Source organism: Aquifex sp., assembly GCF_056494385.1.
This window is the reverse complement of the sequence record NZ_JBSLZM010000072.1, coordinates 1-17,282: the sequence shown is the minus strand read 5'-3', so window position 1 is coordinate 17,282 and position 17,282 is coordinate 1. Positions and strand designations below refer to the sequence as shown.

The window sequence follows — 17,282 nt, the reverse complement described above, 5'->3', positions numbered from 1 at the left end:
CTAAACTAATATGCTCTGCTACATTAACTACAAGAGGGTTGAAAAACCCCTTAAGATTTACAACCTTGAGGTTGAGATAGGTTTCGGAAGGGGGGACTTTATCGTTAAACTCGCAAAGGAAAGACCGAAAAAAAACTACTTCGGTATAGAGCTCTCACAAATATCCGTTGAAAAGCTACTAAAGAGGGTAGAGAAGGAAAAACTAAAGAACGTTTACTGCACCCGTATAGACGCTTACTGGGGTTTCTTTCTCCTTTTTGAAGACGAACAGGTTGAGAATATTTACATGAACTATCCGGACCCCTGGTTTAAGAAAAGACACCACAAAAGAAGGTTAACAACTCCCGAAAGACTTTATATGTTTGCAAGAAGACTGAGAACGGGAGGGGAGATAAGAATACGTTCCGACAACAAGGAGTTTATAGAGTTCACAGTAGAGACAGCTAAGCTTCTGGAATGTTTTGAGATAAAGGAGGGCATACTTGACGTAAAAGAACCGCTAACAAAGTATGAGGAAAAGTGGCTTTCCATGGGTAGAACTCTTTACAGACTTAATTTAAGGAAACTAAGAGAGCCTAAAGAAGTCCCGCACCCTACTGTTGAGGAGGTAAGGGAGTTGTTTCCCGTAAAAGTTGAAGCCAAAGAGTTAAAGGCTGAATTTATTGAGAACAGGGAGTTTAAGCTGGGTGAGGAGGTTTACTTCAAAACTTTTAAGCTCTGGGAAAGGGAGGGAAGTTACCTCATTGAGTCTCTTCTTTCGGAAAAGGGTTACTACCAGAAGTTTTTTATACAGCTTAAGAAAAAGGGAAACGAGTTTGTTATAGACATTTCCCCGTTCAGTGAGGTGTTAAGAACAAAGAACCTACAGAGGGTGATAGAGAAAGTAGCTGAGCTCGTAAGAGGTTCTTAAGCTTTAACTTCCTGTTTTTCTTCTTTCTTTTCCTTTTCCTCTTCCTTCAGGTCTTCCGCTTTTACCTCTTTAACGTTTTCAGTCTCCCCGGCGAGCGCTTTCTTAAAGTTCCTTATTCCCTCTCCGAGGGCTCTTCCGGCTTCGGGAAGTCTTCCCGCTCCAAAGAGGAGAAGTATTACCGCAAGAATAACTATCAATTCGGTCATAGATATACCGCCCGGAAGCATCTACCCTTCCTCCTTCTTAACTTCCTTTTCCTTCTCCTCTTCTCCCGAAAGTGCCTTCTTAAAGTTTCTTATACCTTCTCCGAGTCCCCTTCCCACCTCCGGAAGCTTGTTAGCTCCAAAGAGAACCAGTATAACAAGAAGTATTAGTATCAACTGCCAAGGTAAAGGGAAATGCATATCACCCTCCTACGGAGTTAATTTAAGGCAAAAGGAGAGGAAAGGCAAGTTAGTAGACTACGTAGGGAAGAAGCCCGAGCTGTCTTGCTCTCTTTATCTGAACCGCAAGCCTTCTTTGGTGCTTAGCACATAGTCCCGTTTGTTTCCTTCCCTTTATCCTTCCTCTCTCGGTCATAAAGTTTCTCAGCTCCTCGTAGTTCTTATAATCGGGTTCTCTCTTTTCCTCACAGTAAATACAAACCTTCTTTTTAGCAGCCCTTACAACCATTTTCTCACCTCCATGTTAAAAGGGAATTTCATCCTCCTCATCAAAAGGAGTTTCTTCTTCACTGATGGTTTTCTTTATTTCCTCTTCTATACTTTTAGTGGTTTCCTCCTCTTCGGAAACCGCTTCTTCCGCACCTTTCGGTTTGCTTATAATCTTTACACTTTCGGCCATGATTCTAATCTTTGAGAACTTCTTTCCTTCCCTTTCCCACTTTTCCTGAACAAGCCTTCCCTCAACGAGAACGAGGTATCCCCTTGATAGCCTGGTTGTGAAGTCTTCCGCGGACTTTCCATAAGCTTTAACGTCAAAGTAATGGGTCTCTTCTCTCCAATCCTCGTTTACTTTAAACCTCCTGTTGTAGGCAATCGTGAACTCAACAACAGGTGTTCCGCTCGGTAGGTAGGTTAGAACCGGGTCTCCCGTAAGTCTTCCTATAATTAAAACCTTATTTAGCATTTCCTCTTACTTCACTCTCCTTAATCTGGAAATTTAACCACCTTATAACGTCCTCGTCAATTTTAAGTTGGAAGTCAAGCTCGTTCGGAAGTTGAGGGTTTTCCGTCTTAAACTGTAGGAGGAAGTACCTCGCGTTGTTAAACTTCTGAATGGGGTATGCAAGGGTTTTCATTCCCCAGTCTTCTTCGTAAAGAAGTTCACCGCCCTTTTGTTTTATGAACTCCTTAACTTGTTCAAACTTTTTCTTCACCTCTTCCTCTGAAAGGGTCGGTTTTAGTGCGAATACGGTTTCGTAATACCTTAAAGTTTTGTAGTGCCTTGTTCTCGGCATCCTCACACCTCCTGGACCTTTTAGGGTCTCCCCGCACAGCAGGGAAACGAGGCTAAAAATTTTATTTTAATACTTATACTCACCGTTTACAAGTTTGTTGTAAAAGCTTTCGGGGAGAAATGCGTATTCGTGCATATCCGCATCGTATATCTTCGTCTCAACCTTTACCTCCCTTGCAGGAGAACGAACCGGGTATTTCTTTGACGCTATGGAGAAAGTCCACCAGTATCCCGCGTATATGGGAATGACAGAGGTATAAAGGTCAACTATAGGAAAGACCTTTTTTAACCTTTGTTGAATTGTTCTCACCATATCAAGGTGGTAATGTATAGACTCTGTTTGAGCAACGAATATACCGTCTTCCTTAAGGGCTTTGTATACATACCTGAAGAAGTCCTCCGTCGTGAGAACATGGGCAAATCCTACCGGGTCTGTTGAATCAACAATTATCACGTCAAACTCGTTTTCGTAGTCCTGTATATACCTGTATCCGTCCTCGTTTACAACTATAGCCCTCGGGTCGTTGAAACCGACAGAAAGCGTAGGAAGGTATTTTTTAGACACTTCTATTACTTCTTTATCTATATCAACGAGAACCGCTCTTTCAACAACATCGTGTTTTAACACCTCTCTAAGTGTTCCGCCATCTCCCCCTCCTATTATTAAAACGTTTCTCGGATTGGGATGGGCGTGTAAGGGAACGTGAGCCAGATACTCGTGATATAAGAACTCATACTTTTCGTCAAGCTGAACAACTCCGTCCAGGATGAGCATTCTTCCGAACTCGGGACTCTCTATTACCTGTATTTCCTGATAGGGACTCTTTCCCTGATAGAGTATCTTTGAGACGGTATAGCAATGTCTGATAGGAGCGTAAGGGTCCCTTTCTATGAAAACAATATCCCTCATACCACTATTTTAAACTAAAGTCTTAGAATTTAGTTTTATGGCGGAAAAGAAGGCTGTTATAGGAGTTGTAACGGTTTCCGACAGGGCGAGTAAGGGTATTTACGAGGATATAAGCGGGAAGGCTATTATAGACTACTTAAAAGACGTAATAATTACACCCTTTGAGATAGAGTATCGTGTTATTCCCGACGAGAGGGAGCTTATAGAGAAAACTCTAATTGAGCTTGCGGACCAAAAGGGTTGTAGCTTAATACTCACCACGGGAGGAACGGGGCCCGCTCCGAGGGACGTAACCCCTGAGGCGACCGAAGCTGTTTGTGAAAAGATGCTTCCGGGATTTGGAGAGCTAATGAGACAGGTATCACTAAAGCAGGTTCCTACCGCCATACTCTCAAGGCAAACAGCAGGAATAAGGGGGAGTTGCTTAATAGTGAACTTGCCGGGAAAGCCCCAATCTATAAAGGTGTGTCTTGATGCGGTAATGCCCGCAATTCCCTACTGCATAGACCTCATAGGCGGAGCTTACATAGACACCGACCCCTCAAAGATAAAGGCTTTCAGACCGAAGAAGTAAATTTAGGCTCCAAAAGTTCTTCTTCTTCCGCTTTCCTTAAATACTCCTTTGTCTCTTCGTCGGAAAGTTGGTGGAAATCCCGGTAAAACATACCTACCGCAAAGCTCGGTGTATCCACGGGGTAATAACAAACGACACTGTCCGCGTATTTAAGAAGTCTCGTTTCAACGTCCGAAGGACATACGGGAACCGCTATTATCACTTCGGAGGCTCCCTTCTTCTTTGCGTATCCCGCTGCAGCTATTGTGGTGTATCCTGTCGCAACACCGTCGTCAATTATTATCACCTGCCTTCCTTCAAGGTTAGGATATCCTTTGGGAACAAACTTTTTCTCCCTTTCCCTCAGTTCCTTTAGTTCCTTTTCTATTACGCTTCTTATCTCTTCTTCGGATAGGTAGGAAAGAACGTTCCTGTCGTAGTAGGGAGTCCCGTCAGGGTCTATAGCTCCGAAGCCTGCCTCCTCGTTCCACGGAAGTCCCAGTTTTCTAACGACTATAACCGAGAAGGGAATTCTTAGTTTTTTTGCCACCTTGTAGGCAACGGGAATACCGCCTCTGGGTATGGCGAGGATTATTGGGTTCTTGCTCCTGTCTACGTGTTCTGCTAAAGCTTCTGCGAGAAGCTCTCCCGCTTCTTCCCTATCCCTGAACATTTACCTTAGTTTACTTATAAGGCTATCTATGTTGTCAAGCTTCCTATAAGCTTGTAGAAGAACGTAACTTATCTGTTCGTTTGTCGCAATAGATAGGTCGTAAAGAATTGAACTAATATCCTTGAGTATGTTGTAAAGGGTCGTGTAAGAGTTTTGGTCAAGCTTCTTTTCGGGGTTCGGTATTTCCTTGAAAACCTCTTCAACTATCCGTGCAAGTCTCATTAGCTTTTCCGCAATTCCCCTTATTTCGTAATCGTATCTGTATATTGTTATAACATCCTCATACCTCTCCTCTATTTCCCTTAGAACGCTTTTAAAGAGCATCTCCTCAAGGAAGTTAAGGTCATTCATCAATTTTAAAGATTACCCCCTTCCCTATCATTTTCAAACACTATTTTAATACTCTATGAGTGAGGTAAAGGAAAAGAAGTATGGAGAGATTGAGATTGAAAGGGCAGAGCTTGAAGCGTGGCCTAATCCTTCTCCGGAGAGGGACTATATGATAGAGATAACCTTTCCCGAGTTTACATGCCTCTGTCCCCGTTCGGGTTATCCCGACTTTGCAACCATTAAGATACGGTATATTCCCGATAAGTATATAGTTGAGCTGAAATCCTTAAAGTTATGGCTAAACAAGTTTAGAAACAGATACATATCCCACGAGGCTGCAACGAACGAGATTTATAAAGCCCTTTACGAACTTTTGAAGCCGAGATTCCTTGAAGTTATAGGGGACTTCCATCCGAGGGGTAACGTCCACACCATTGTGAAAGTTAGAAGTGATGAGAAATACAGTTGAGTTCTGGCGGAGGGGGAGGGATTCGAACCCTCGGAGGGGTTTTAGCCCCTCTGCCGCTTAGCAAGCGGCCGCCTTCGGCCTCTCGGCCACCCCTCCTTCTCAATAAAACTTTATTATAAGCTAAAATCTTCCTTTTTCCAGCCTCTTCAGGGAGTAGTAATCCCCTATGCCGTAGTTGTTCCAAAGCTCCTCAAGCATCCTTATAAAGACCTCGGCGGTAAGGGTTGCATCTTTAAGTGCTCTGTGAACGCCGTTCGTTTCAAGTCCGAGATTTTCGGCAAGAGCTTTAAGGGAATACCTCTCAAGACCCGGGTATAGCTTCCTGGCAAGCTTTAAGGTACAAAGGGTAGGATTGTTAAACCTCCTGTTTAAAAGGGAGCGGGTATACTTGTTTATAAACTTCATATCCTGCTCTATGAAATGTCCTACAACTATGCTGTCTTTAACAAAATCAAGGAAATCGGGAAGAACCTTATCAATGGTGGGTTGTCCCACGAGCATAGCGTTTGTTATGCCGGTAAGCTCCTTAATCCTTTCCGGAATGAAGTATCCGGGATAAACGAGTGATGAAAACGTTTCGGTGATTATGCCCCCTTCAACCCTTACGGCTGCTATGTCTATTATGTCAGCAACCTCAACATTAAAACCCGTGGTTTCAAGGTCTACGACAACAAAGGTACCGTCAAGGAGGTTATCCCGCATTTTTTATTCCTTTACTGAAAGCTCCTCTATCTCGTAGTCCTCTATAAGAGGATTTATGAGATACTTCTCAACGAGCTTTTTGAGGTCCGTATTCTCGGGAATGTTTATCTCAACGACTTTCCCCACCTTAACGTCGGATACTTCAAAGCCGTTTTCCTTTAACATCTCCTCAACAGCTCTACCCTGGGGGTCAAGGAGTCCCTCTTTGGGCAGAATTATCACTCTTATTCTTTTCATAACTTCCTCCTTGATTTAATTATAATTTTTCCGCATGGAGCTTCTGGTTAAGAACACCGACGAGGACACACTTTACAAACTCATACTTGGACTTGTGGTCCCAAGACCCATAGGGTGGGTTTCAACGGTAAGCAGGGAAGGCATTCCGAATATAGCTCCTTTCAGCTTCTTTAACGCGGTAAACGATGCACCTCCCGTCCTTATGATTTCTGTGAGCAACAGAGACGATGGAACCTTAAAGGATACCGTGAAAAATATCCTTGAAACTAAGGAGTTCGTTGTAAACACCGTAAGTGAGGAGCTATTCCGGAAGATGCTCATAACGAGTGAAGAGTTTCCCTCCGAAGTTAACGAGTTTGAAAAGGCCGGACTTACAGCCGAACCTTCCAAAACCGTTAGAGCTCCCAGGATAAAGGAGGCTAAAGTTTCATTTGAGTGTAAGCTCTTTAAATACGTTCCCGTTTACGATATGCACGTTATATTCGGAGAGGTTCTCCTCATAAAGGTAAATGACAATATTATTACGGAGGGTTTTTCGGTTGATTATGAAACCTACAGACCAATAGGAAGACTGGGGGGAAGATATTACGTAAAAGCCTTCGGAGATTGTAAGATAGAAAAGTGATACAATACTTCTATGGCTGCTGCACCTGTTGAGGGAAGTGGGGTTGGAATAGACATACATACCTTATTTTTACACCTTGCTATACTTCTGTTTTCCGCAAAGCTTTTCGGAACGATATTCAAAAGGATTGGAATTCCTCCTGTCCTCGGTGAGGTTACCGCGGGCATCATACTCGGACAGAGTTTACTCGGCTTAATTCCCCTGTCTGAAGCTATAAAGGTTCTTGCAGAACTCGGTGTTATCCTTCTCCTCTTTGAGGTCGGTCTTGAAGCGGACATTCATATGCTTATGAAAGTGGGGGTTTGGGCCTCCCTCGTTGCAACAGTGGGAGCAGCCCTGCCCTTTATAGGCGGTTTTGTTGTATCTTACTACCTTTTCGGTCTTGACCTGGTTGCCTCCCTTTTTATGGGAGGAGCTCTTACCGCTACGAGTATAGGCATAACCGTAAGGGTTTTAACCGACCTCGGTAAACACAAAGAAAGGTTTGCACAGATAGTTCTTGGTGCAGCAGTTCTTGACGATATAATGGGAGTTATAATCCTTGCAGCCCTTTACGAGTTTGCAAAGACGAAAGTCGTTCATCTTGATACAACGGTTAACCTGGTAATTCACATAGCGATATTCTTCGTTGTAGCTCCTTTCGTTGCAAATATCGTTGCAAAGTTACTTTCCTTTGTAGCGAAGAAAGCTCAGGATACGGATATAATCCCCGCTTCGGTTATGGCTTTAATACTCCTTGCCGCTTACTCAGCTCATAAATTCGGTTCCCCTTCTATTCTCGGTTCCTTTACCGCGGGACTTGCCTTATCAAGGAGATTTGTAATTCCCTTCGCTGCAGCTCTAAAGCTTGAGGAAGGGATGATTATAAAAGTTGAAGAGTCTATAAAGCCCCTCGTATGGGTTTTAGCTCCTATTTTCTTCGTATCTGTTGGCCTTGCCCTTAACCTGAAGGCGATAGATTTCTCATCCCTTGAGTTTTGGACCTTCTCGGGTACACTTATACTGGTAGCTATATTGGGAAAGGTTCTCGCAGGTTTCGTAGTCCCGGGAAGTTTAAAGGAAAAGGCGAGCATAGGTTTCTCTATGCTTCCTCGGGGTGAGGTAGGTCTCATATTTGCGGAGTTCGGAAGAAGCTTTCACGCAATTAACGAGGTTGAGTATGCGGTTATTGTATTCGTAGTGGCTATAACTACGTTAATTGCTCCTATAGTTCTTAACCTACTTCTAAGAGAATAAAACTTATGTTATCCTTGCTGTTTTCAAGTGCTAAGGAGTAGAGGCACTTCCCTCTCTCTTTAATACTTTCCTTTTTCATACAGGAAACCTTTTCGTTATAAGAGAGTGCTTCCCACAAGCCGTCGGAGCATATAAGAAAGTTATCTCCATCCCTTATTTCGGTTTCCCTTACGAATACCTCCGGCATATCCGAATAACCTCCCATTACCGCGGTCTCAAGCAGGTTTCTTTCTGGGTGAAGTCTTAGTTCATCGTACGTTAACTTTCCCTCCTTATAAAGCCTGAAAATATATGTATGGTCCTCGGTAAGAAGTTCAAGTTTTCCTTCTCTGAACCTGTATACCCTACAGTCTCCGACGTTAAATACGTAAACTTTAGCGGGAAAAAGGTACACGCCCGCAAGGGCGGTTCCCATCCCGTAACAAAACTCGTGGTCGTTCTCTATAAACTCGTCAAGTTTCCCTTTAACTTTCAGGATGATATCTTTTATGTCTTTAAGTTCTTTGGGAACACTTTCTTTTAAAAACTCAAAGGTTAACTTACTTGCCTTTTCCCCACAGGAGTGTCCGCCGAGTCCGTCCGCAACCGCAAAAGGAAGAACATCCTTTAACTCAAACTCTTCATACTTCAGGGTATCAAAGGATGTCTCACCGAACACCTTCTCGTCAACGAGAAGGGCATCCTCGTTGGTGGGTCTAACCCTTCCCGTGTTCGTTATATAAAGGGCTTTTATTCTCATTGACCCTTTATAACCTCAAGGAGGCATTCCCTCATGAAGTCCTCGGAAGGAGAGCCAATATCCCTTATCACTTCAAAGTCCTTCCCGTAACCCTGCTCCCTTAACCTATTCATAAGTATTTTAAGAACACTTTTAAGCCCTTCCTTCATGGATATTCCTTCCCTGAAGATGTATAGCTCATCGTCTTCGTTGAAGAATTCAAGTCCGTAATCTTTCATGTTCTTTATTTCAAAGTCAACGCCCACCGCATAAGCCTGCCCGTGTTTTATGGCGTTCTCTTCCGGTATGTAATGCTCCGAAAAACAGTTGTATTTGATATCTCTGAATAGCTCCTTGTTCTGAGGCGTTGCAACAACGTATAGGGCTTCCTCCTTTAAAACCTCTCCTTTCTCGTTCACACCTGCAAGCTGTATGTAATAACTCCACGATTTCATTCCCTTAACCTCCTTAAACTAATATAAACCTTTTCAAAAAAGGCTTTTTGTGAGTATCTCAAGAAGCTCGGGAAATCTATCAGTGAGGTAAAAAAGAAAGAGGTTCATAGAAAAGTGAGCCATAACAGGTGCGATAATAGAGCCACTTTTTGTATATAGCCAGCCCAGAATTATAGAGGGAAAGAAGGTGAGAAGTGAGTTCAGATTAAACCAGTAAAGAATATGTCCGAAAGAAAACATAAAGGAAACCGTAAGGTTTGAAAACCTCTGCATTAGAAAACCCCTGAAAAATATCTCTTCCGCAAAGGAAACACCGAGCTGGTTAAGAACAAAAGCGTAACACTCTGCACTAAAAAGGTAAGGAACCGCTAAAGGCAAAAAGAAAGCTCCCCACAGCAGGCCTCTCTTATACTCTTTAAATCCGAGCTCACCGTCTTCTTGAAAGAGAAGGGGAGAAAGTAAGATAAGCTGGGGAAGAACTCCGAGATTGTAGTACTTTGAGAGAAGAAGAAAGGCCAGAAAAAGAACGTAAAGGAAAGTATGAATCATAGTATTGAACCCAGTATTTCAATAGCTTCGTCTATGTGCTCTTTTTTCACAATTAGAGGGGGAAGGAATCTGATAACCTTTCCCGCGGTGCAGTTTATTAAGAGTCCTCTCTTTAGGGCTTCCTTTACCGTTTCCTTACACTCCCCTTCAAGCTCAAGACCCAGCATTAAACCTCTCCCCTTTACTTTTCCGAACGCCTTTAGTTTCTCTTTAAAGTAATTGCCTGTCTCGTTTACGTGGGGAAGGAGTTTTTTGACCTCGTCTACAACCACGCTCGCTACGGAACAAGCAAGGGGATTTCCGCCAAAGGTTGAGCCGTGAGATCCGGGAGTAAAGCTTTCCGCAATCTCGCTAACCGCAAGCGTGGCCCCTATAGGGACACCTCCGCCGAGCCCCTTTGCTAAAGTGATTATGTGAGGTCTAAGTTTAAAGTGCTGATAAGCGTAAAACTTCCCTGTTCTTCCCACACCTGTCTGAACCTCGTCAATTATAAGCAGGAGCTTTTTAGCTTCTGTTAAGTTCTGGAGTTCCTCAAGAAAACGTTCTTCCGCCTCGTTAACCCCGCCTTCTCCTTGGATAACTTCAAGGATTATTCCCGCAGTTTCATCGTCTATAAGCTTATAAACGGAATCTATATCGTTGAGTTTCGCATAAGAAAATCCGGGAACAAGAGGTTCAAAACCTTTATGGAACTTCTCTTGTCCCGTTGCGGATAGACTCCCGTAAGTTCTCCCGTGGAAAGAGTTAATAAAGCTTATGAACTTCCACCTATTCTTTCCTTTATCTCTCCAATACTTCCTTGCGAGCTTTAGCGCAGCTTCCACGCTTTCGGTTCCGCTGTTTGAGAAGAAAACCTTTCCTTCCGAGTGGAACTCATCAACGAGTTTTCTCGCCACCTCTTCCTGCCAGGGGTTTTCGTAAAGGTTTGATACGTGAATTAGTCTTTCTGACTGCTCCTTAATCCTTTTCACAACCTTCGGGTGGGAATGACCGAGAGAGTTCACCCCTATTCCCGATATGAAGTCTAGGTATCTTCTTCCCTCTACATCGTACAGGTAAACACCCTCTCCCCTTGTAAAGCTTACGGGAAGTCTCGCGTAGTTGTTCATAAGGTAACTCATGGCCTTCCCATGCTCTCGTATATAAATCCGAGTTCCCTAACCCTTTGGGGCTCGTATATATTTCTTCCGTCTATTATAACGGGTAACTTCATTAAACTCTTTACCTTTTCAAGGTTTGCCCTTTTGAACTCTTCCCACTCCGTGAGTATAAGAAGTGCTTCCGCACCTTTCAGGGCTTCGTATTTATTATCACAATACTTTAGGTCGTCCCCTTCAACAAATAGTTTTTTGAAGTTTTCCGTTGCCTTGGGGTCGTAAGCTCTTACCTTTGCCCCCTCTTTTAAGAGTCTCGTTATCACCTTTATTGAGGGAGCTTCCCTTATGTCGTCTGTATTGGGTTTGAAGGATAGTCCCCATACCGCTATCTTTTTTCCTTTAAGTATCCAAAGAACTTTTTTCAGTTTCTCAAGCAGTTTCTCAACCCTTTTCTCGTTTATCCTTATTGAAGACTCAACAATCCCGCTGTCAACTCCGTATTCCTCACACATCTTGACAAAAGCCTTCGTATCCTTCGGGAGACAGCTTCCTCCCCAACCGAGTCCGGCTTTCAGAAACTCCTTTCCTATTCTTTTATCGTATCCCATACCCGTTGCCACGTCTTCAACGCTTGCACCTACCTTCTCGCACAGGTCTGCAACCATGTTTATAAAGGAAATCTTCGTAGCCAGAAAAGTATTTGAGGCATACTTTATTATCTCCGCAGCCTCGGGTGTTGTTACGAGGAGAGGGAATCCCTTATCGGTTATCGGTTTGTATATCTCTGTAAGTATCTCTTTAGCCCTCTCGGTATCAACGCCTATCACTATCCTATCAGGTTCAAGGAAGTCTTTAACGGCAAAGCCTTCCCGTAAGAATTCGGGATTTGAGGCAACATCATAATCAATGTCTCTCCCGTTCAGATAAAGCTTTATCGTTTCCTTCACCCTCTTCTGGGTTCCCACGGGAACGGTTGATTTGTTGACGACGAGTTTATAACCCTCCATATACTCCGCTGTAAGTCTTGCCACTTCCTCAACCTGAGAGAGGTCTGCTGAACCATCGGGATTGGGAGGCGTCCCCACACATACGAATAAAACATCCGAAAACTCAATCCCTGCTTTTATATCCGTTGTGAAGTCAAGCCTTCCCTCACTAATGCCTTCCTTGAGGAGCTCCTCAAGTCCCGGCTCGTATATGGGGCTTACCCCTTTCCTAAGGAGCTCAACCTTTTCGGGGATTTTTTCAACTACGAGAACCTCATGTCCTATGTGGGAAAAGCAGGCTGCCGAAACGAGACCTACGTATCCTCCTCCTATTACCGTTAACTTCATTAAGAGGTATTCTACCCGTAAACGGGTTCCTTATCCAACCTCATGTGGGGGTTCTTATACTTTTTGTATATATTTTGAAGAAGACCGATGGCTATTGATAGGCTTATCATCGAACTTCCCCCTACGCTCACAAAAGGCAAGGGTATGCCGACTACGGGAAATAAACCCATAGTCATAAGTGTGTTTACCGTGAACTGAAAGAGAATGAGGGAGAATACTCCTCCGACGAAAAGTTTTTCGTAGCTTCTCTGAAAGAGCTCGTGGTAGTAAATGAGTCTTAAAAAGAGGATAAAAAATAATGTACTTAAGACAAATGCTCCGACAAATCCGAACTCCTCACCTATTACCGCAAATATGAAGTCCGTATGTTTTTCAGGAAGGAACATAAGGTGTGTCTGGGTTCCCTTCAGAAGGCCCTTTCCCGTAAGCATTCCCGAACCTATAGCTATCTTTGACTGTATAAGCTGATATCCGCTCCCGTAGTAATCACTCATTGGGTCAATAACCGCAAGTATTCTTTTCTTTTGGTAAGGTTTGAGAAAGTACTTCCAGAGAAGAGGGGCAAGGGAGATAAGGAAAAGTCCGAACAGAAAGAAATACTTTAGTGGAACTCCCCTTAGGAGAAGCATAAAGAAAAGGGGAACGAAGTAGGCTACAGTCGTTCCGAGGTCGGGCTGCTTTAAGGTTATAAGCGACGGTATAGCGTATAGGAGGAATAAAAGGATAATCCTTCTGTCTCTAATTCCTTTTATTAAGGGAAGAAGGTAAGCGGTTATAAGTATAAGGGATATCTTCATAAACTCTGAAGGCTGAACGTTTATAAACCCGAGACTGAGCCACCGCTTTGAGCCGTAAACCTCCTTTCCCCCGACGAGAACCAGGATTAAGAGAAAGAGATTGAGAAGGTAAACGTATAGGGAAAGGTCAAGGATGTTTTCAAACTTCTCAAAGGAGAGGAGAAGGATAAGAAACCAGCCCATTCCGATGTAAATAAGGTGTTTGTAAACGAAGGGAGAAATTCCCCCGTTGTATGTGGCACTGTAAACCGCAACAACACCGAAAGCCTGTATGAGGAGTATTACGAGAAAAAGAAAGTAATCAAGGTTTTTAAGCTCCTCCAGAAATCGCATTAACTACCCTTACCTCGTCTCCCTCTTCAACGTAATCGTCCTCGGATATCACCTCACCATTTTTAACAACTAAAGAGGAAAGGGGCGAAAGCCCCAGACGTTTTAAAAGTTCCTTTGCTTTTATCTTTTTTTCGGGAATTTCTATCTCTTTTCCCCTGTATATAACCTTTATGGGCATCTTTCCGTATCAGATTCTATCTCATCTATGTTGTCAAGGAAAGCCTCAAAGGGCCCCATATTTTTCATAGCAACGAAACGAGGTCCCTCAAACTTCAACCTTCCGAACAGCATTGCCCTCATAGGTCCGTATTCCTTCCTTCCCATCTCAAGCCATCTCTTTGTGTCAGCATACATTAAAAAGTCATCGTCGGTCTTTTCATCCTTTTTCCACCCCCCGTAAACGCATACCGCCTTTCCGTTTTCGTTCTTTATGGTTAATTGAATCTGTTTATCGGGACCGCAATCTTTTCTGTATAGAAAGAGCTTTCTCACAGGCTTTTCTGTCCAGCTTTCACTTTTTCCCAGCTTTTCGGAAAGCTCGGGGGTTTTGTTCCAGAGCTCGCAGAACTTCTTTGCCCACTCCGCATCCATGAATATAGGCTTTCCGAAGGCTACACCTGCGATTAACATTCCCGCTAAAACTTTCTTCATCTTTCCACCTCCCCGAAATTTTTATTTAAGATACCCTTTTACCTTAAGAAGTTCTATAAGTTTTTCGTATGGCAATGGTTTTGAAAAGTAATAACCCTGAGCCTCGTCACATCTAAGTTTTTTAAGTTCACTTAACTGTTCCTTGTTCTCAACGCCCTCCGCCAAGGAAAGAGAACCTATCTCGTGAGAAAGATTTATTACAGTTTTTACAATGGTCCAGGATTTTTTATCCTCAAGAAATCTATCTATAAACTTCTTATCTATCTTTATCCTATCGACGTTTAACTCCACCAGATACTCCATAGAAGAAAAACCCGTTCCGAAATCGTCTATGGCAATCTTAACCCCTATGCATTTTAACTTGCCTATTATAGCTTTAGCCTTCTTAGGGTTTTCCATCATAGTTCTTTCTGTTATTTCTAAAACAAGTTTATTTGAGGGGAAGTCGTATTCCCCCAAAACTCTTCTTATCTCTTTCAACAGTTCCTCATCCTTAAACTGTTTTGCGGAAAAGTTAATAAAGACATAAAAGTTCTTTCCTATACTTGAAATATCTTTAACCGCTTTTCTAATTACAAAATAGCTTATTTCCTTTATTAGCTTGTCATACCTTTCCGCAATATCTATGAAATTCTCGGTCGGAACGTAAACTTTCCCTTTTTTTATCCACCTCAACAGGGCTTCAAAGCCTATTATTCTTTCGTCGTATAGCCTTACGATTGGTTGGTAATAAACCGTAATCTCCCCCTTCCTAAGGGCCTCTTCAAGTTTCGTCTTTATCTCTATATTTCTCTTGATAAAATTCTCACACTTTTCCGAGTATACGTATACGTCCCCATCACTCTCACCGCAAAGAACCATATAAAGAGCAAGTTCTGCCTTCCTCATAAGTTCATCGACGTCTTTCCCGTGGTCAGGGAAGAGGGATACACCGATTTTTATATCGGGAGAGAAAATATCGTTTTTTACGGGTATAGGTTTTCTTAACTCCTTTGCCAACTCTTCAAGAAAGCTTTTTAAATGATTTTTTCTAAAACAACATCCAAAGATAGTTCCGTAAATCCTACCTACTATAGTGTTTTGGCCGCATTTTTCTTGTAGTCTGCGGGCAAATTCCCTTATTGTGTTGTCTCCCTCCTGAAAACCGTAAAGGGTATTTACCTGCCATATATTTTCTATTTTTATGAGAGCAACAGCTAAGTTCTTTTCCCTTTCTAAAGCTTCTTTCACCCTCTCCCTGAAGTATGGATTTGTATACAACCCCGTTAAACTATCGTAGGGATTGCATATTTTTTCCATCTTTAAATTTTAATTTAATTTAGTAAGTTTTTCGCAAAGACTGTTGTTAAGGAGGTAAAAGTATGGCGGAACTCACACCATTGGAGGACGCTTTAAGGATTGTTATAGAGAGTGCAAAGCCCCTTGATACGGAAAGGGTTTTTATACACGAAGCCCTCGGAAGAGTTCTTGCGGAAGACGTTTTATCGGACTCCGACAAGCCCCCATTTGATAACTCCGCTATGGATGGATACGCCGTAAGGTATGAAGATATACAGACCGTTCCCGCAAAGTTGAGGATAATCGGTGAGTTTGCCGCAGGAACGGGTGAAGAACTAAGGGTTGATAATGGAACTGCGGTAAGGATTTTTACAGGGGCTCCCATCCCGGAAGGTGCGGACACGGTTGTCCCGGTTGAGTTTACGGAGGTATCCGACGGATACGTGATAATTAAGAAGAGCTTTAAAAAGGGAGCAAACATAAGGAAAAAGGGGGAAGATGTAAGGAAGGGAGATGTAGTGATACCGAAAGGAAAGGAAATTAGACCTTACGAGATGGGTATGCTTGCATCGGTAAATAAGGCTGTTGTGAGCGTATACAGAAGGCCGAACGTAGGAATACTCTCAACGGGTGACGAGATACTTGACCTATGTGAAGATATGACGAGCCCCTCTCAAATTAGAACATCAAACAACTACATGCTTTACGGACAGGTTCTCAGTGCAGGAGGGGTTCCCCACAACCTCGGTATAGCTCCCGACGACCCCGAAGAGCTAAAAAAAGTTTTAATGAACATTCATAAATACGACGTTTTTATAACCACGGGCGGTGTGTCAATGGGAGAGAAGGACTACGTTAAATACCTTGTTCAAGAACTCGGTATAGATGTTAAGTTCCATAAACTCAGGATTAAACCGGCAAAACCCGTTTTGTTCGGTGTTTACGGAGATAACAAGTTATTCTTCGGGCTTCCCGGAAACCCCGTATCAACCGCCGTAGCATTTGACCTCCTTGTTTATCCCGCACTGAGGATAATGCAGGGATACAAGAATATATTTAAAGAGAAGGTAGAAGCCGTTCTTGAGAAGGGATATAAGAGAAAGAATGCGGACAGAAGAGAGTTTGCAAGGTGTAAAGTGTGGTATGAAAACGGAGTTTACAAGTGTGAGCCATACCCAAAACAGGATAGCCATATGCTTACTTCCCTGGTTAACGCAAACGCGTATATGATTGTTTACGAAGGTGTGAACGAACTTAAGGAAGGCGAGGAGGTGGAGGTAATACTTTTCTGAGGAGGGAGAGTTATGAGTTTCAAAACCCTTTCCCTTATTCTCGGTCTTGTTCTATTTCTTTACTTCCTGTTTTTATCTCCCTTTGACGAAGGGGTAAGGAAGGGACTTTCCATTTTATCCCTTGCAGCAGTTTTATGGATTACCGAAGCTATACCTCTTAGTGTTACCGCTTTGCTCATTCCCGTTCTCGGTATTCTACTCGGTGTTTTTGACGTGAAAACGGGGCTTTCCTACTTTGCCCATCCCCTTATATTCCTCTTCTTCGGCGGATTTGTTCTTGCGACCGCACTTTCTAAATACGAGATAGACCGGTATATAGCTCACAAAATTGTAAACATCGCTCGGGGAAGCTTTATAGCCTCCGTATTTTTCCTAATGCTTGCAACCTCCCTAATATCAATGTGGATAAGTAACACATCAACTACCGCGATGATGCTTCCTCTGGCTCTAGGAATACTCTCCACCGCCGGGAGGGAAATTCCCGAAAGGGTTTATACATTCACACTTTTGGGAGTGGCTTACGCCGCAAGCGTCGGGGGTATAGGAACGCTCGTGGGAAGTCCTCCAAACGGTATAGCTGCAAGCCTTTTGGAACTCTCCTTTTCCGACTGGCTTAAGTTCGGGATACCTGTTTTTGTAATCCTTTTCCCTCTTCTCTTCGTAGTCCTCTTTTTA

The 17,282-nt window shown here is 43.1% G+C and carries 26 protein-coding genes and 1 tRNA gene; 7 read left to right on the top strand and 20 right to left on the bottom strand.

Going from position 1 to position 17,282, the window contains the following annotated elements; translation table 11 throughout:
• The first annotated feature begins 10 nt into the window (after positions 1-10).
• Positions 11-910 (top strand): tRNA (guanosine(46)-N7)-methyltransferase TrmB, encoded by a 900-nt coding sequence (gene trmB, locus ACWB1W_RS05615; RefSeq protein ID WP_479370406.1) that lies wholly within the window; start codon positions 11-13, stop codon positions 908-910.
• Here the strand turns inward: trmB and ACWB1W_RS05610 are convergent.
• From ACWB1W_RS05610 to speE, 6 genes are all read right to left on the bottom strand, one after another.
• Positions 907-1,137 (bottom strand): twin-arginine translocase TatA/TatE family subunit, encoded by a 231-nt coding sequence (locus tag ACWB1W_RS05610; RefSeq protein WP_479370405.1) that lies wholly within the window; start codon positions 1,135-1,137, stop codon positions 907-909. The two genes, trmB and ACWB1W_RS05610, sit on opposite strands and share 4 nt — an antisense overlap.
• Positions 1,138-1,314, bottom strand: a complete 177-nt coding sequence (tatA, locus tag ACWB1W_RS05605) for a twin-arginine translocase TatA/TatE family subunit (RefSeq protein ID WP_479370404.1) — start codon at positions 1,312-1,314, stop codon at positions 1,138-1,140.
• Between the two features lie 49 nt (positions 1,315-1,363).
• On the bottom strand, positions 1,364-1,582 hold the full coding sequence (gene rpsR, locus ACWB1W_RS05600; protein ID WP_461832424.1) for a 30S ribosomal protein S18: 219 nt from the start codon (positions 1,580-1,582) through the stop codon (positions 1,364-1,366).
• Positions 1,583-1,597: 15 nt separating this feature from the next.
• Positions 1,598-2,038: a single-stranded DNA-binding protein gene (gene ssb / locus ACWB1W_RS05595; protein ID WP_479370403.1), complete on the bottom strand. Its 441-nt coding sequence runs from the start codon at positions 2,036-2,038 to the stop codon at positions 1,598-1,600.
• Complete coding sequence (gene rpsF / locus ACWB1W_RS05590; RefSeq protein WP_479370402.1) at positions 2,028-2,369, bottom strand: 30S ribosomal protein S6; 342 nt, start codon at positions 2,367-2,369, stop codon at positions 2,028-2,030. The genes ssb and rpsF overlap by 11 nt, the downstream gene beginning before the upstream one ends.
• A 66-nt stretch (positions 2,370-2,435) precedes the next feature.
• Positions 2,436-3,278, bottom strand: coding sequence for a polyamine aminopropyltransferase (speE, locus tag ACWB1W_RS05585; RefSeq protein ID WP_479370401.1), 843 nt, complete (start codon positions 3,276-3,278; stop codon positions 2,436-2,438).
• A gap of 37 nt (positions 3,279-3,315) precedes the next feature.
• On the opposite strand from speE, the gene mog reads away from it, so the two are divergent.
• Positions 3,316-3,852 carry a molybdopterin adenylyltransferase gene (gene mog / locus ACWB1W_RS05580; protein WP_479370400.1) on the top strand — a complete coding sequence of 179 codons (537 nt, stop codon included), beginning with the start codon at positions 3,316-3,318 and terminating at the stop codon, positions 3,850-3,852.
• Here the strand turns inward: mog and ACWB1W_RS05575 are convergent.
• Both ACWB1W_RS05575 and ACWB1W_RS05570 read right to left on the bottom strand, forming a co-directional pair.
• Entirely contained in the window at positions 3,836-4,504 is a 669-nt protein-coding gene (locus ACWB1W_RS05575) for a phosphoribosyltransferase (RefSeq protein WP_479370399.1), read from the bottom strand. The genes mog and ACWB1W_RS05575 overlap by 17 nt on opposite strands.
• Positions 4,505-4,855, bottom strand: coding sequence for a hypothetical protein (locus ACWB1W_RS05570; RefSeq protein ID WP_479370398.1), 351 nt, complete (start codon positions 4,853-4,855; stop codon positions 4,505-4,507).
• Between the two features lie 55 nt (positions 4,856-4,910).
• On the opposite strand from ACWB1W_RS05570, the gene queF reads away from it, so the two are divergent.
• On the top strand, positions 4,911-5,303 hold the full coding sequence (gene queF, locus ACWB1W_RS05565; RefSeq protein WP_479370397.1) for a preQ(1) synthase: 393 nt from the start codon (positions 4,911-4,913) through the stop codon (positions 5,301-5,303).
• Positions 5,304-5,307: 4 nt separating this feature from the next.
• Here queF and ACWB1W_RS05560 read toward each other — a convergent pair.
• The 3 genes from ACWB1W_RS05560 to purS all read right to left on the bottom strand — a co-directional run bounded on the left by ACWB1W_RS05560 (position 5,308) and on the right by purS (position 6,242).
• Positions 5,308-5,399: transfer RNA gene (locus ACWB1W_RS05560), tRNA-Ser, on the bottom strand.
• Between the two features lie 24 nt (positions 5,400-5,423).
• A complete protein-coding gene (locus tag ACWB1W_RS05555) occupies positions 5,424-6,005 on the bottom strand; it encodes a 3'-5' exonuclease (protein ID WP_479370396.1) in 582 nt (193 codons plus the stop codon).
• A 3-nt stretch (positions 6,006-6,008) separates the two neighbouring features.
• Positions 6,009-6,242: a phosphoribosylformylglycinamidine synthase subunit PurS gene (gene purS, locus ACWB1W_RS05550; RefSeq protein WP_479370395.1), complete on the bottom strand. Its 234-nt coding sequence runs from the start codon at positions 6,240-6,242 to the stop codon at positions 6,009-6,011.
• A gap of 34 nt (positions 6,243-6,276) precedes the next feature.
• Here purS and ACWB1W_RS05545 point away from each other — a divergent pair, with 34 nt between their 5' ends.
• Positions 6,277-6,867: a flavin reductase family protein gene (locus tag ACWB1W_RS05545; RefSeq protein ID WP_479370394.1), complete on the top strand. Its 591-nt coding sequence runs from the start codon at positions 6,277-6,279 to the stop codon at positions 6,865-6,867.
• A gap of 12 nt (positions 6,868-6,879) precedes the next feature.
• A complete protein-coding gene (locus ACWB1W_RS05540) occupies positions 6,880-8,103 on the top strand; it encodes a cation:proton antiporter (RefSeq protein ID WP_479370393.1) in 1,224 nt (407 codons plus the stop codon).
• On the opposite strand, the gene ACWB1W_RS05535 is transcribed toward ACWB1W_RS05540, so the two are convergent.
• The 9 genes from ACWB1W_RS05535 to ACWB1W_RS05495 are packed head-to-tail and all read right to left on the bottom strand — an operon-like array spanning position 8,081 to position 15,336.
• Complete coding sequence (locus tag ACWB1W_RS05535; protein WP_479370392.1) at positions 8,081-8,842, bottom strand: PP2C family protein-serine/threonine phosphatase; 762 nt, start codon at positions 8,840-8,842, stop codon at positions 8,081-8,083. The two genes, ACWB1W_RS05540 and ACWB1W_RS05535, sit on opposite strands and share 23 nt — an antisense overlap.
• Positions 8,839-9,276: a hypothetical protein gene (locus tag ACWB1W_RS05530; RefSeq protein ID WP_479370391.1), complete on the bottom strand. Its 438-nt coding sequence runs from the start codon at positions 9,274-9,276 to the stop codon at positions 8,839-8,841. Before ACWB1W_RS05530 ends, ACWB1W_RS05535 begins: the two co-directional genes overlap by 4 nt.
• A 33-nt stretch (positions 9,277-9,309) precedes the next feature.
• Positions 9,310-9,825 carry a CPBP family glutamic-type intramembrane protease gene (locus ACWB1W_RS05525; RefSeq protein WP_479370390.1) on the bottom strand — a complete coding sequence of 172 codons (516 nt, stop codon included), beginning with the start codon at positions 9,823-9,825 and terminating at the stop codon, positions 9,310-9,312.
• Positions 9,822-10,946, bottom strand: a complete 1,125-nt coding sequence (locus ACWB1W_RS05520) for an acetylornithine/succinylornithine family transaminase (protein ID WP_479370389.1) — start codon at positions 10,944-10,946, stop codon at positions 9,822-9,824. The genes ACWB1W_RS05525 and ACWB1W_RS05520 overlap by 4 nt, the downstream gene beginning before the upstream one ends.
• A complete protein-coding gene (locus ACWB1W_RS05515; RefSeq protein ID WP_479370388.1) occupies positions 10,943-12,256 on the bottom strand; it encodes a UDP-glucose dehydrogenase family protein in 1,314 nt (437 codons plus the stop codon). The genes ACWB1W_RS05520 and ACWB1W_RS05515 overlap by 4 nt, the downstream gene beginning before the upstream one ends.
• Positions 12,257-12,267: 11 nt before the next feature.
• Entirely contained in the window at positions 12,268-13,386 is a 1,119-nt protein-coding gene (gene rodA / locus ACWB1W_RS05510; protein ID WP_479370387.1) for a rod shape-determining protein RodA, read from the bottom strand.
• Positions 13,364-13,564 carry a MoaD/ThiS family protein gene (locus tag ACWB1W_RS05505; protein ID WP_479370385.1) on the bottom strand — a complete coding sequence of 67 codons (201 nt, stop codon included), beginning with the start codon at positions 13,562-13,564 and terminating at the stop codon, positions 13,364-13,366. The genes rodA and ACWB1W_RS05505 overlap by 23 nt, the downstream gene beginning before the upstream one ends.
• Positions 13,555-14,037, bottom strand: a complete 483-nt coding sequence (locus ACWB1W_RS05500; RefSeq protein ID WP_479370384.1) for an SCP2 sterol-binding domain-containing protein — start codon at positions 14,035-14,037, stop codon at positions 13,555-13,557. The genes ACWB1W_RS05505 and ACWB1W_RS05500 overlap by 10 nt, the downstream gene beginning before the upstream one ends.
• 21 nt (positions 14,038-14,058) lie before the next feature.
• A complete protein-coding gene (locus ACWB1W_RS05495; RefSeq protein WP_479370383.1) occupies positions 14,059-15,336 on the bottom strand; it encodes a putative bifunctional diguanylate cyclase/phosphodiesterase in 1,278 nt (425 codons plus the stop codon).
• Between the two features lie 62 nt (positions 15,337-15,398).
• Here ACWB1W_RS05495 and ACWB1W_RS05490 point away from each other — a divergent pair, with 62 nt between their 5' ends.
• Positions 15,399-16,607, top strand: a complete 1,209-nt coding sequence (locus ACWB1W_RS05490; protein ID WP_479370382.1) for a molybdopterin molybdotransferase MoeA — start codon at positions 15,399-15,401, stop codon at positions 16,605-16,607.
• Positions 16,608-16,619: 12 nt separating this feature from the next.
• The coding region (locus tag ACWB1W_RS05485; protein ID WP_479370381.1) for a DASS family sodium-coupled anion symporter at positions 16,620-17,282 on the top strand (663 nt) is incomplete at its 3' end.